The sequence below is a fragment of the Methyloceanibacter stevinii genome (assembly GCF_001723355.1).
GTDB lineage: Bacteria > Pseudomonadota > Alphaproteobacteria > Rhizobiales > Methyloligellaceae > Methyloceanibacter > Methyloceanibacter stevinii.
The window spans coordinates 223310-236965 of the sequence record NZ_LPWE01000012.1; the positions used below are offsets into that span (position 1 = coordinate 223310).

The window sequence follows — 13656 nt, forward strand, 5'->3', positions numbered from 1 at the left end:
GCCGCCTAGTGCGACATGAAGAGGGGAATGGTCGCCTCTTCCAGCATGGTCAACGTCACGCCGCCGAGAATGAACTCACGCCAGCGCGAATGATGAAACGCGCCCATGACGATCATGTCGGCGGACAGGTCCTTCGCCCGGGAGAGCAACAGCCGGCCCACATCGCCGCCCTCGTTCATCGGCACCGTCACCGGCTCGGCATTGATGCCATGGCGGGCGAGATGCGCGACCATGCCGTCCACAGGAAGGCCGTCGTCGCGGGGCTTGGCCTCGTTGAGGCCAGCCAGAAGCACGACCCGTTTCGCTTCTTTCAGAAACGTGCGGGCATCGCCGAACGCGCGTGCTGCCTCGGCGCTGCCGTCCCAAGCTACAACGACCGTCTCGACACCAACGGTCTTCCCGGGAGCCGCCGGAACAATGAGAACGGGGCGCCCGGAGGCGAACAGGCAGCGCTCGACCAATGCGTATTGACCGACCAGCGGATCTCCGTCCCTCGGCTGACCGAGGATCGCCAAATCGGTAAGCCGCGCGGCGGCGGCGAAGTCATGAGGAAACTCGTCGCTGGTCCCATGCATGAGCCGGACGTCGTAAGAGACACCCGCCGCATCCGCCGCGGTGCGGAACCGCGCCAGCGCCTCCTCGCCCTGGGCCCTAACGCCGTCGAGCACACCGCTCATATCGGCAAATGCGACGTCCGCGCCGTAGAGGGGCATCAAGGCCTGGGGCGCAAGGGCAACCGCCACAAGGTGAGCCCCATGCGCCTTTGCGAGGCCGATCGCCATCAGATCGCGCGCTTTGGACGCGCTCGTCCCGTCGACGTAGACAATGACATCCTTGAAGCTCATCCGGCCCTCCCCGTGACGGCCGATGATAGCGCTTCGGCGCGCGCGGCCAAGCATACGCTCTATTTTGTCCGCGTTGCGCAGACCTCACGGCCATCGATAGCCGAAGCGCCGGAACCGAATTCACGCCAGCGTGAAGCAAGTCACAACGCTTTGAAGAGGTGTGACGCATCGGTTCCGGGAATTGAGGCTACCGTCCAACGATGGCGTTCGGCGCCAGAAATTGGGAACACCCACACACTAGGAGAGTATCCATGAAGATGAACCAGAAGTCCGGGACCAAGATTGCCCTTACGGCTGCTGCGCTAATCGTATCCGGCACGCTTGCCACGTCCGCCCTGGCCGCTGGCGGCGAGACCGGAAAGTGCTTCGGCGTGAATGCCTGTAAGGGCCAGAGCGCCTGTAAGACCGCTTCGAACGCCTGCAAGGGCCACAATGCCTGCAAGGGCAAAGGTTTCGTCGTCACGACGGACACCGAGTGCGCCGAACAGGGCGGCGAGTTCAAGAGCTAGCCCCGCCACGGCCGGAGCCGGCCGCGTTTGCGGCCGCTTCGCCACTTCCTATATGACTCTCGGTGCTAAGCACCGTTGGAGATGGCATTGTCCGACCACAAACCACCCTATCTCGGCTTCGGCCTTGGGCTCCGGCCCGAGCACTATGACGAGATTCTGTCCGGCGACCCCAATGTCGACTGGTTCGAGGTCATCTCCGAGAATTACATGATCCCTGGCGGCAAGCCGTTGCGGGTCCTGGACGAAATTGCCGAACGCTATCCGATCGTGATGCATGGCGTGTCCTTGTCGATCGCTTCCACCGCACCGCTCGACATGGAATATCTGACGGAACTCAAGACGCTCGCCGACCGCGTCGAGCCGAAATGGATTTCCGATCATCTGTGCTGGACCGGCGTACATGGGGTCAACCTGCACGACCTTCTACCGATTCCGTATACGCAAGAAGCCCTCGATCATGTGGTCGACCGCGTCAGTCGTGTGCAGGACTTCTTGGGGCGCCGCCTCACCCTGGAGAACGTTTCGAGCTACGTGACGTTCGCGGAGTCCGAGATGAGCGAATGGGACTTCGTGAGCGAGGTCGCCCGCCGGGCCGATTGCTGGCTGCTCTTCGACGTCAACAACGTCTATGTCAGCGCCTGCAATCACGGCTTCTCGACGCGCGACTTCCTGCAAGGGATTCCGCGCGATCGCATCGTGCAGTTCCACTTGGCAGGCCACAGCCACGAAGGCGACCACATCGTCGATACGCACGACCATCCCGTCTGCGACGAAGTTTGGGACTTCTATCGCGAGACGGTCTCTCATTTCGGCCCGGTGTCGACCATGATCGAGCGGGACGACAACATTCCTCCGTTGGCGGAGGTCATTGCCGAGCTCGACATCGCACGCAAGATTGCTCAGGAGGTCGCCGAGGCCAAGAAGGTGATCGCCGCAGAATGACGACAGTGCTGACGGGATTGTCATGACCAGTCTCAAAGACCTGCAGGCGCGATTCCAGGCCGGCATCGTGGGCGGCGACAACACAGCCCTGAACGATATCAACGACAGCGCGACAGAGGATCGAGGCACACTCTTCGGCGTCTATCGCAATGCCTACGGACTGCGGCTCGCCGAGATCCTCGGAAAAGACTACGAACTGACGCACACCTATCTCGGCGACGATGCGTTCTCCCGACTTGCTCGGGCCTATATCGCCGCACACCCTTCGGACAAGCGCAATGCGCGCTGGTTCGGCCGCTACCTGCCAACGTTCGCGCGGACGACGGCGCCATTTTCAAAGCACAAGGAAGTCGCAGAACTCGCCGCGCTCGAAAAGGCTCTTGCCGACGCCTTCGACGGTCCCGATGCCGCGCCGGTCTCCATTGAGGAACTCGCCGCGATCCCGCCCGAAGACTGGGCGGAGCTGGTCTTCACGCCCCACCCGACAGCGCAACGGCTTCGATTCAAGACGAACGCCGCCGATATTTGGACGGCGCTCGACGGCGACACGACACCTCCCCCGCCGGTGCACCTCGCCGAGCCTCAGAACATTCTCGTCTGGCGGCAGGACCTCACGGCCCGTTTCCGCCCGCTGAGTGCCGAAGAAGCCATGATGTGGGCTGAGGCCACCAGAGGCGTGCGGTTTGGCGTTCTGTGCGAGATGGTCGCGACCTTCGGCGGTTCCGACGAGGCCGAACTGCGCGCGGCGACTTACCTCAAGACCTGGCTCGACACGGGAGCACTCGCCTGCGTCAGCCCTGACTGTCCTCAGTCGGACCTGGTGCTGGGAAGAGCGCATTAGTGCGGCCCGTCAGCCAATAGGCCACAAGCCCCACCCATTCGCGGGTCGCCGTGTCGACCCGCCGCAAGCCTTCAGAGACCTTGTCGAAGGGCTTGGTGAAGTCCTCGGGTCCGCGCGTCCTGTAATCGACCGGCCACGGCTCCACGTCGAAGCCAGCCTGGCGGAACGCCCCGATAGACCGTGGCATATGATACGCCGACGTAATCAGCAGCCAGCGCGTTCCCTGGCTGAAGGCGCCACCTCGGTCCAGCTCCTTCTTCAGGAAGACCGCGTTCTCATAGGTGTCGCGCGCATTTGCTTCCAACACGAGGCGTCCTCTTTCAACGCCTAGACTGGTGAGGATGTCTGCCGCTCCTTGCGCTTCGCTGTCGGATTTATAGAGAATACCCGCGTCCCCGCCGGAGAAGGCGACTCTGGCATCGGGAAACCGCAGCGCCAGGATCGCCCCTTCCAGCAGCCGCTCTCCCGCCTCGTTCAAGGTCGGCGCTTTGCGGGCGCTGCCGACAAGGCGGTTCTCCGCACCCCCCAATATGATGAACCCTGCCGGTGCAGGCTGTTGATCGAGATCGGTCCTTGGGAAACGATCCTCGAGCGGGAGGATCAGCGCGTTCCCGAGGGGCGACAGTCCGACCACCAGAAGCAGAATGGCCCCGATCGAGACGAAGCGCCGGCCCCACCGCGCCCAGCCCGTCCAGATCAGGATCGCGCCGTAGCCGATCAAGAGCGCAATGAACGTGGATGGCTGCAGGACGAACCAAACCGCCTTGGCCAAATAGAAGAACATGAAGCCCCCTCGCGCCTAAGCTAACCACAAAGCGGCTAGGCCAAGGAAGGCGAAGAATCCCACAACATCCGTGACGGTTGTGACAAATACGCCGGAAGCAATGGCAGGATCGAGGTCGAGCGCATCGAGCCCGAGGGGGATGAGGATGCCGGCGAGCGCGGCGGCGAAGAGATTGACGACCATCGCCACGCCGATGACGAGCCCAAGGCCGTCGCTTCCGAACCAGAAATAGGCGATTGCCGCCATGATGACGGCGAAGAGCAAGCCGTTGAGCAGACCCACGGCGCATTCGCGCAAGATGACGCGCATGGCGTTGGCGGGTCCCAAATCCTGGGTCGCGAGCGCGCGAACCGCGACGGTCATGGTCTGTGTACCCGCATTGCCGCCCATGGACGCGACGATGGGCATGAGCACGGCGAGCGCTACCATTTGCTCGATCGTCGCTTCGAAGAAGCTGATGACAATGGAGGCCGCAATGGCGGTGATCAAATTGGCCACGAGCCAGGCAAAGCGTAGCCGCGTCGTCTCCCAGACCGTGTCGACCACGGATTCGCCGCCGACACCACCCATGGCCAAAATGTCTTCCGATGCCTCTTCCTGCACGACTTCGACGATGTCGTCGGCGGTGATGACACCTACGAGACGACCGTCCTCGTCGACCACCGGCGCCGAGTTCAGATTGTAGCGTTCGAACTGGCGCGCCACCTCTTCCTGATCCACTGAGACCGGGATCGGGTGCATTTCCTCGTCGACGATGGCTTCCATCTCGGTCGGACGCTTGGACCGCAGTATCTTGTTGAGCGCGACACAACCGATCAGATGATAGGCCGGGTCGACCACGAAGATCTCGTAGAAGCGCTCAGGCAAGTCCCCCGCCTCGCGCATGTAGTCGATGGTCTGACCGACGGACCAGAAGGGCGGCACGGCGATCAGATCGGTCTGCATCATCCGGCCGGCGGAGTCTTCCGGATATTCGAGGCTTCGCTGCAGAGCGATGCGCTCGAAATAGGGAAGCTTGGAGAGGATGTCCTCCCGATCTTCCCGGTCGAGATCTTCGAGCAGGTAGACGGCTTCGTCGGACTCCAGCTCCTGCAGTACCTCGGCCACCCGCTCCGGCGGCATCTCCTCGAGGACTTGGTCACGCACGGCCTCGTCGAGTTCGGGCAGAGCCGCGGCCTTGAAGTCCTCGCCGAGCGCTTCAATGAGCCGGGCACGGTCGTCCTGACGCAAGATTTCGAGCAGATCGGCAAGGTCGGCTTCGTGCAGATCGAGCGTCAGCTCGCGCGCACGGGAAATGTCTCCGTCTTCCAGAGCGTCGGCGACCGCATGGAGGAACTCGGGACGGACGTCCCCTTCCTCGTCGCGTAAAGGAAAATCGCTCAACGCGTCCTGCATAAACCGCCCAATCTCAGGAGTTTTTAGACATCGACCCGGCGAAGAACCGGCTGAAACGGGCCCCGCAGCCCGCGACGCCGATTCGACCGCTACCAGCCCGCCTGTGATATCAGCCCAGCCGCCTGCTGCCTACGGAAGAGGGCAATATCGGCAATCTAGGGGGCACGTTGCGCGTGCGAGACTCGGAAAATCGAGACTTCGACGCGATAAACCCCGAAATGCGTGCGCGCCCTGCCCTCAGTCGTTCCCGGGTCCGAGGACCGTCGCAGGCGCGGTGATCTCGAACGTCGCACCCCCTTCCTCAGCCACAACCATCTCGATGCAATTGCCGGGGCCGTCCGTGATCATCCAAGCATGAGTCTCGAACGTTGGCACGACGACCGTCTCGCCCTGATTGATCCCGGTGTGGTCAACGGGCGTGCCATCGGTATCGATCCACACAAGGCCGCGATAGCCGTCTGCCTTGTTGACGAAGGTGATCTCCGCCGAGACCTCCGAGCGCTCCGATTTGATCGTGCCGAACCTGTCGCACGACACCGCATCCACCTTGGGGCTCACGGGGCCACGCGGCGCCCGCGATGCCAAATCGTCTATCGCGGCGGCGATCGCGGATCCGGCCGTCTGGGCACTTGGATCTCCTGCCGCAGCCTCGTCTTGAGCGTCCGGCCACGCCCCGCCGCTGCAGGCGGCCGTGAACTTCCGAAGCGCGTTGGCGGCACCTGTCAGATGCAGCTCCTGCTTTTCCCCACCCGCGATGCCATAGGTGAGGAGGTCATCGTTTGCCATGGCTTCCCACAGAGGCGCCGTGGCACTCAGTAGGGCCCGAAGTCCGGACACGCCGACTTCGGCGTCCTTGCCATAGACCTTGGCGGGCACTTCTTCAGTGAGATCACCGACCGAAAGGGACAGAACCACGTCCTGGTTTTCGTCGAGGTCGACCGTGTCGTACCAGAAGATCGCACGCGGCGTCGCGCCGTCTGCTCCGCCGCACATCGCCTCGAACGCAACCGCATCCGTTTCGGGGATGCCGTAAGTCAGGATCACGGTGTCCGCGTCCTCGGGGACATCGCTGTCGTATCTGTCGACCCTCCACGCCATCCGCTCTTCCGCACCGGCGTTCGGACACGCGAAGGCGCCCAAGATCAGGGCGAACCCGACAGCGTGACATGGGCGGAGGAATAGCATTCGAGAATTCTCCAACGACAAGACCGCGCCGACCCTATCTCAAACGCCATTGTCCGGCATCCGCTAAACCCGCATCCGGCCACAGGACAGGAAACTGCCAAGACGAGAGGTCGTGACCTAGGGGAACGGCGCCTCGACCTGCCGACCCCGCCGCTTGCGCCCACGGAGCGACGCCGACGAGCCGGCAATCAATGCAAAGCCGCTGAAAAACAGAACGACGAAGATACAGCCGTCACGCGCGGCAACGATCGGATTGAATGCTTGATGGGTAACGGCTTGACCGTTGATCTCCTGGCCCTCCCCGCCCGACAGCATCTCGTTCGGGAACATCGACGTCACGACCAGCAACGCCAGCAAGCCGTTCTTGACGACGACCTCGATAACGATGGCCAGCGCGTCGCGCTCAACCATGCCGCAGGCGAAAGCGCAGAGCCGCGTCAGAAGCAGCGCGCCGACACCGAAGACGGCGACAATGGCCGGCCCCAACCAACCGTAGGGGCCGAACTGCAGCCGACCCGCACCGAGCGAGCCGATGATAATCAAGGTCAGCATTGCGAGGCTCGCCCGCACCATGACCTTCGTGAACAGGATCTGTTGCTTGGAATGGGTCATGCGCCGGATGACCATGCCAACGAGCAGCGGCACGATCAGAAACAGACCGATGTCCAGCATGATCTGCAGCTTGTCGATGCTGAACTCGCCGGGCACTTGAACGTTCACGAGCGCCGCCAGAACGATCGGCGTCGCAAAGAGGCAGATGAGCGTCGTGATGGCCGTCAACGAGACCGAGAGCGCGACGTTGCCGTTGCCGATGAAGGTGAGCAGGTTCGAGAGCGAACCGCCGGGCATCGCCGCGATCAGCGCGATCCCCGTGGCAATACCGATGGCGCCCGCCATCGACAAGCCGCCGAAGCCTCCGGGAACAGGCTGATGGCGAACATGGTCAGCCCCGCCCAGATGGGGACGAGGATGAGCTGCGCGATCAGTCCCACGGCAAGGCCGCGCCAAGCAGCAAGTGTGTTCGCGAAGTCGCGGACCGTCAGCGTCGCCCCCATGCCGAGCATGGAAAAGGTGACCATCGTCGCCGAAAGGATGCGCTCGTATTGTCCGAAATTTGCGAAGAAGGAAAGCGGTTGGTCGATCATCGGGAGCGGAGCCTAGGCTAGTCCGGACAGAACCGGCAAGAACGGCAGGAGGGGTCGGGAGGCAGCGGAACGTTTGATTTGATTCGGAAGGAAGCCGCAAGTGGCTCCCAGACGCTGGACGCTGCCGGCGCCTCGCCCCCGATTTCCCCAAAATTCACATGGGCAATTCACCCGCAAATAGGGCCGCATCACGGCGGGAACGCCGTGGACTGAACGACCCTGGTTTTTGTCGCGCGGAATACGTGTATTTGAGGTTTTTCCACGCGCGATTTCGCGGTACCCTTAGGGATCGGCTGGGGAGTCGTAACGGGGGTTCCATGCTGCCTGTACGCCAGTCCAGTGTACGCCCTGCGGTCACGTCGTTTCTGATCGCTCTCACCCTGGTCGCTTTCCTGCGCCAGCAGGCAAGCGCCGAGGAAGCTGCTGCTGCCTGCGACGAATTCGGGCTCGCGTTCCTATCATCGCCGATCTCGCCCTGGAAAGGTGCGCCTCTGCGCGTCATCGTCGCGGCCGAGAAGCCGCTCGCCGGCGAGCTCGCGCTCATCGGTCCTTCTGGAAAGACCGTCGCTCAATCGTCCGACATGCAGGTCGGGCCGCCCTATTTCTGGACCGCCGAAGTCGCCTCCCCCGAGGCCGGCGCTTGGCAGGCCAAGCTCACACGGCAAGAGGCAGCCGCGAACTGCCGCGATGTCACGCACGACATCGCGGTCGCAGCCAACGGCGCGCGGGCAAGCGGCGGCAAGAACGTCTGGCCGATACGTGACGCATGGGATCGCTCGACGGAGAACCTCTATTCGGCCTGGCTCCAGAAGCTCTTCGACGCTCCGGTCGACGAAGAGTTGTCGTGGAAGGCCATGGGCGAAGTTCTGCACGACGACCAGCGCAACATGCTGTTCAACCATCTTGGCCTGAACGAGGACCAGACGCGAGCGAGGATCCGGCCCGACTGTGCCGACCTCCCCTATTTCCTACGCGCCTATTTCGCCTTCAAGATGGGGCTCCCCTTCGGCTATGCGCAATGCACGCGTGGCGACGGCGGACGGCCGCCGCGGTGCACGAAATGGTGGAACATCGCCAACGAACAGCCGTCGACCGTTGTCGTCACCCAAGAGAGCCGCAAGGCAAGATCGAACGGTCTCTTCGGAGGCGGGTCGGCGTCCCCATCGCAGGTGCGCTACACGGTGCCGCAACGGCCCAAGGGACTCGTGCCGGGCTTCCAGCACTACCTCGTGAGGTCGATCGCGGACGGCGTGCATTCGGGCAACGGCCGGACAGCCGCCGACGACGACAATACGGATTTCTATCCCGTGCCACTGACCCGCGACGCCTTACGTCCCGGCACGATCTACGCCGATCCTTACGGGCATATCCTCATGCTGGTGAAGCGCGTGCCGCAGACCGATGACAGCGCCGGCGTCTTCCTCGCCGTCGACGGACAGCCGGACGGGACGGTCGCACGCAAACGTTTCTGGCGCGGCAATTTCCTTTTTGCGCAAGACCCCGCGCTCGGTGGCCCCGGCTTCAAACGCATCCGCCCCATCGAGCGGAGAAGCAACGGCTCGTTGCGGCGATTGACCAATGCCGAGATCAAGGAGAACCCGGACTACGGCGACTTCTCGCTGCAGCAGTCGACCATCGACGTCGAAACTTTCTATGACCGCATGGACGACGTGATGTCACCCGCGCCACTCGACCCCGTGAAGGCCATGACCGCGGCTGTCACGGCTCTCGAGGAACAGGTGAATGCACGCGTCAATTCGGTCGAGAATGGGCGCGAGTTCCTCGCCGGCAACCGCGGGACCGTGGCGATGCCGAACGGCCCTTCGATCTTCGAAACGTCCGGCCCCTGGGAAAACTTCGCGACCCCGTCCCGCGACTTGCGGCTCTTGATTGCCATGGATGTCGTGCGGAAGTATCCGGAGCGCGTCGCCAGGCGCCCGGAGCGGTACGCCATGCCGCCGGGCAAGACGCCCGAAGAGGTGAAGGCAGAGCTCGAGGAAACGCTTCTGACGGAACTCAGCAAGCGCAAGTTCTCCTACAAGCGCAGCGACGGGTCGTCGTGGACCCTTTCGCTCGACGATCTCCTTGTCCGCATCAACGACCTCGAGATGGCCTACAACATCAACGACTGCGCAGAGATGCGCTGGGGCGCGCTCGAAGGCAGCGAGGAAGCAAAGACCTGCAAGCGCCGTGCACCCGCTTCACAGCGCCGCATCATGGCGACCGACTATCGGCCCTGGTTCGACGACGCCGGCGCCCGCCGCGCGGCTGAGGCGCAGCTAGGGTACTTGGCCCCTTCCCCGGAAAGTGCGTCCGTGCCTACCGCATGGTGTAAAGACACCAACGGGGAAACGATGATCTTTGGCGCGTTGGAGGCTGCACGTGGCACGCGACACCATCCTGTTCGACATCAACGAGACGGTTCTCGACCTTGCGCCCCTCAGGCCGAAATTTGAACGCGCGCTCGGAGACGCTACCGTCGCCTCCACATGGTTTGCCATGCTGTTGCACGCCTCCACCGTCTGCGCGCTCACGGGCATGAAGACAGGTTTCGCGGAACTGGCCGGGCTGACGTTGGACAGGCTTGCTTCGCTACATGGCCGTACGCTCTTGAGCGAAGACCGCGGCGACATCCTCGGCAGCTTCGCCAGCCTTGCCCCGCATGACGACGTTAGGCCCGCCTTGGAAGGCTTGCGCGACCACGGCTACCGCACGGTCGCGTTCTCGAACTCCTCGCTCGATCTCGTGACCAAGCAGATTTCCAATTCCGGCCTCGGCGCGAACTTCGAACTCGTCCTCTCTGTCGAAGAGACGGGTAGCTTCAAGCCGGATGCCAGGGTCTACGAATTCGCCGCCGCGCGTCTCGATCGCCCCATCGGCGACCTACGCCTGATCGCCGCTCATGACTGGGACACCCACGGCGCCCTGAGCGCCGGCATGCAGGCGGCCTATCTCGACCGTACCGGCGCCCCCTACAACCCGCTCTACAGGCGGCCTGAAATTTCGGCCGCGACCATGGTCAACTTGGCCGATCGGATCATCGCGGCGGATGCAGCGAGCATCTAGCGTAAAAAGCGTCCGATGCCCGCTCGAAACCCTCGAGCGGACATCGAACTATCTGCTGAGTACTAGGGAATCCTCTACCAGAACTTCACCTTCACGCCACCATAGGCGACCGTCGGGGGCCCGGGTGTGATCGTGCGCGCGTTGGAGAAGAACTCGTCGCCCAGCTGGGGATCCGCCCCTGCTGCCGAGTTGCCCGCCTCCAGATTGAAGAACGTGCCGAACACGCCGTACTCCTCGTCGAACACATTGTTCACGAGGCCGAAGATCTGGATGCGCGGTGTGATGTCGTAGCTGGTGTGGAGATTCACGGTCCAGTACCCGCCCAGAGGCTCGTTCAGGTTCGAGTCGTCCTGGAAGAAGTACTGATTGCTGACCGCGAGCAGATCGCGCCGATTTCCACTTCGGTGTGATCCAGTAGTCGGCGCCGGCCTTGAACCGGTGCTGCGGGATGCCCGGAATACGATCTCCAGGACGGACGTTGATACAGCGGATTTCTTCTTCCTCGCCTTCTTCGCCGTCCTCGTCGTCGCCGCCACCGCCGCGCTCGACGCATTCACCCGCACGCGGATTGTCCGGCGCTGCGAGTTCCAGCGGGCTGTCATAGGTCGCGTCGATGAAGGCATAGTTCGCATAGGTGAGCAGGCGTTCGTTGGTATAGGCGATGCTCGCCTCGATGCCTTGGCGCAGCGTATCGCCGCCGTTCTCGAACACGCCGCGTCCCGCGATCGGCGAGTACACTGTGATGATGTCATCCGTGTTGAGGGTCCTGAACAGGCCCGCGCTCCATTGCAGAGCCTCACGGCCTCTCTTGTGCTCGCCACGGATACCGAACTCCCACGTGTGCGACACCACCTGGTCCAGAGGCGGATCGGCGACAAGGAAGCTCTCGATCAGGCACGGGTTATTCGGATCCGAGCAAGCGAGCTCAGACGCCACCGGAGCACGGTTCGCTTCCGAGTAACCGCCGTAGAGCGACAGATCGTCATTGAGCTGGTAAGTGGCGCCGATTGCCGGGTTGAAGCGGCTAAACTCGCTGGTTCCGTCCAGCTCGGGCGCATTGCCGCTCAGATCCTTGATCTCGATCTGGGCGTAGTTCCAGCGGCCACCGGCGGTGACCGCCAGTCTCTCCGTGACGTTGAACGTGTCGGAGAAATAGAGCCCGACATATTCGTTCTCCGTGCCGAGTTCCTTGAACTCGACTTCGGTCGGGGCGGATAGAACGAGCCCGTTCCCCTCGACGACGAAGCGCGGTTTGAAGAAGCCCAGCTCGCTCGATGCGCCGTAGGTAACGTCACCCTTGTCATAGCTTGCGCCAATCAGGAACTGATTCTGACGGTCGAACAGGTCGTCGGTGTTCACCAACTGGAGCGAGCCACCCCAGCCGTCTGCGGTCTGACCGGTCCGGTCGATCGAGCCGATGGGCATGCGCAGATCGTCGAACACGATGGGATTGCCCGTCTGGTCGAGCGCCAGCTCGTCCTCGATACACAGGAACCGCTCGATGGCCTCGTCACCTTCGCATTCCGCAGCCTCCGAGATGTTGCCGTCATCGTGGCTCTGCTTGAAGTAGCGGTAATACGCGACGCCGGTCAGGGCTGTCGTCTCGTTGATCTTCGCCGTCGCGTTCAAGGACGGCATCAACATCTCGTTCTTGGTCGTTTGCGGCGACGTGAACGTGCGCTGGCGATCGAGATTGAGAAGCTGTATCGGCACGGAAGCGGTAACGCCGACGAAGTTGTCCGCGCCCGTCAGACTTGCGTGCACGTCGAAGACGTCGTTGCGGTAGCCGAGGTCGAGATACATGCGGCGGATCTCGGACTCGGAGAAATCGCGATAGCCGTTGTCGGTGATGCGCTCACCGCCGAAATAGACGCCCCAGTTTCCGCTCTTCAAACCGGCCTGGACGTCACCCTCCATGCGGCCGAACGAACCCGCGGAGAAGATCGCCTCACCGCCCTGATAGGTGAAGCCGTTCTTCATGTTGACGACGATGGCGCCACCCAGAGCGTTCAGGCCGTAGACCGGATTGCCGCTAACCACGGCGACATCCCCGATGGCGATTTCCGGCAGGAAGTCCCAGTTCACGTTGTCGCCGAAGGATTCGTTGATGCGAACGCCGTTCTGGTACACCGCCAGGCCCTGGGGCACGCCGTTCACGGGCGAGACCTCAAAGCCCCGATATTGGATGTTGGTCTGGAACTCGTTGCCCTGGAGGTCGCCGATGATAACACCGGGGACGCGCTGCTGCAGGATCTCCTGGAAGGTGTCGACATATCCCTCACGGGCGAAGTCGCTGCCCGTCAGGATCGTGACACCACCGGGCACTTTCGCGAGCGGCAGGTCGGCGCCGGGTACCGGCGACATGGGAACGCCGGTGTTCGACGTCATCACGCTGCCATCCGTCTCGGCCCCGATCGGCGCGATCCGATCCGTGAAGGTTTGCTCCGCGACGGGGGCGGGAGGCGCGCGGCGGGGCGCTGCGGCAGGCGCGGCAGGCGGCGGTGTTCGCCGCGCCACAGGCCGAGGCGTCGATTTCGGTACGGACTCCGGCTCCTCGACCGGCTTCGGCTTCGGCTGCACCACTTCGATCGCAGGCACCTCTTCGCCAACCTCGCCGTCGACCCCTGCGGCAGTTCCCTCAACCGCTTCGGCGTCGTCCGCGGTCTCGGCGCTCGCCGGGGCCGACTCTGGCGTTCCCGACGACGTGTCGCCGTTCGACGACGCGGCAGCTTCCGGGGACGAACCACTGTCTCCTCCGTCCGTCTGGGCGAATGCCGTACCCGATCCCCACATGACCGCGACAACCGCGAGCCCCTTCAGCAACGTACGAAGTGTCATGACGTCCCCCACCGTTCTAACTTCATTGAAAATGGCGTGCCGATGCGCACGAAATGACATTGGCGCTCGGAAGCGTACGCAAAAGCGCGCGCGAGCGGCCGCGAAA

General features: G+C 63.1%; 12 protein-coding genes. 5 read left to right on the plus strand and 7 right to left on the minus strand.

Annotation, left to right across the window (positions count from 1 at the left end; genetic code table 11):
• Positions 1-5 precede the first annotated feature (5 nt).
• Positions 6-845: a universal stress protein gene (locus tag AUC70_RS10585; protein ID WP_069445103.1), complete on the minus strand. Its 840-nt coding sequence runs from the start codon at positions 843-845 to the stop codon at positions 6-8.
• 251 nt (positions 846-1096) lie between these two features.
• Between AUC70_RS10585 and bufA2 the strand changes: the two genes are divergently transcribed.
• From bufA2 to AUC70_RS10600, 3 genes are all read left to right on the plus strand, one after another.
• Positions 1097-1354, plus strand: a complete 258-nt coding sequence (gene bufA2, locus AUC70_RS10590; protein WP_069444830.1) for a BufA2 family periplasmic bufferin-type metallophore — start codon at positions 1097-1099, stop codon at positions 1352-1354.
• 87 nt (positions 1355-1441) lie between these two features.
• Positions 1442-2296, plus strand: coding sequence for an MNIO family bufferin maturase (bufB, locus tag AUC70_RS10595; protein ID WP_244505584.1), 855 nt, complete (start codon positions 1442-1444; stop codon positions 2294-2296).
• Positions 2297-2318: 22 nt separating this feature from the next.
• Positions 2319-3137 (plus strand): HvfC/BufC N-terminal domain-containing protein, encoded by an 819-nt coding sequence (locus tag AUC70_RS10600; protein WP_069444832.1) that lies wholly within the window; start codon positions 2319-2321, stop codon positions 3135-3137.
• Here AUC70_RS10600 and AUC70_RS10605 read toward each other — a convergent pair.
• From AUC70_RS10605 to AUC70_RS18410, 5 genes are all read right to left on the minus strand, one after another.
• On the minus strand, positions 3088-3921 hold the full coding sequence (locus tag AUC70_RS10605) for a YdcF family protein (protein WP_069444833.1): 834 nt from the start codon (positions 3919-3921) through the stop codon (positions 3088-3090). The two genes, AUC70_RS10600 and AUC70_RS10605, sit on opposite strands and share 50 nt — an antisense overlap.
• A 15-nt stretch (positions 3922-3936) precedes the next feature.
• On the minus strand, positions 3937-5304 hold the full coding sequence (mgtE, locus tag AUC70_RS10610; RefSeq protein WP_244505585.1) for a magnesium transporter: 1368 nt from the start codon (positions 5302-5304) through the stop codon (positions 3937-3939).
• Positions 5305-5553: 249 nt separating this feature from the next.
• The gene (locus tag AUC70_RS10615; RefSeq protein WP_069444835.1) at positions 5554-6501 is read right to left on the minus strand and encodes a VHL beta domain-containing protein; all 948 of its coding nucleotides are present in this window, start codon (positions 6499-6501) and stop codon (positions 5554-5556) included.
• A gap of 117 nt (positions 6502-6618) precedes the next feature.
• Positions 6619-7398 (minus strand): bile acid:sodium symporter family protein, encoded by a 780-nt coding sequence (locus AUC70_RS10620; RefSeq protein ID WP_069444836.1) that lies wholly within the window; start codon positions 7396-7398, stop codon positions 6619-6621.
• Positions 7359-7646, minus strand: a complete 288-nt coding sequence (locus AUC70_RS18410) for a hypothetical protein (protein WP_069444837.1) — start codon at positions 7644-7646, stop codon at positions 7359-7361. The genes AUC70_RS10620 and AUC70_RS18410 overlap by 40 nt, the downstream gene beginning before the upstream one ends.
• A gap of 317 nt (positions 7647-7963) precedes the next feature.
• On the opposite strand from AUC70_RS18410, the gene AUC70_RS10630 reads away from it, so the two are divergent.
• Entirely contained in the window at positions 7964-10102 is a 2139-nt protein-coding gene (locus tag AUC70_RS10630) for a hypothetical protein (RefSeq protein WP_069444838.1), read from the plus strand.
• Complete coding sequence (locus AUC70_RS10635) at positions 10029-10712, plus strand: haloacid dehalogenase type II (RefSeq protein ID WP_069444839.1); 684 nt, start codon at positions 10029-10031, stop codon at positions 10710-10712. Before AUC70_RS10630 ends, AUC70_RS10635 begins: the two co-directional genes overlap by 74 nt.
• Before the next feature lie 48 nt (positions 10713-10760).
• Here the strand turns inward: AUC70_RS10635 and AUC70_RS10640 are convergent, their stop codons facing one another.
• A complete protein-coding gene (locus AUC70_RS10640; protein ID WP_158007429.1) occupies positions 10761-13550 on the minus strand; it encodes a TonB-dependent receptor domain-containing protein in 2790 nt (929 codons plus the stop codon).
• Positions 13551-13656: the final 106 nt, after the last annotated feature.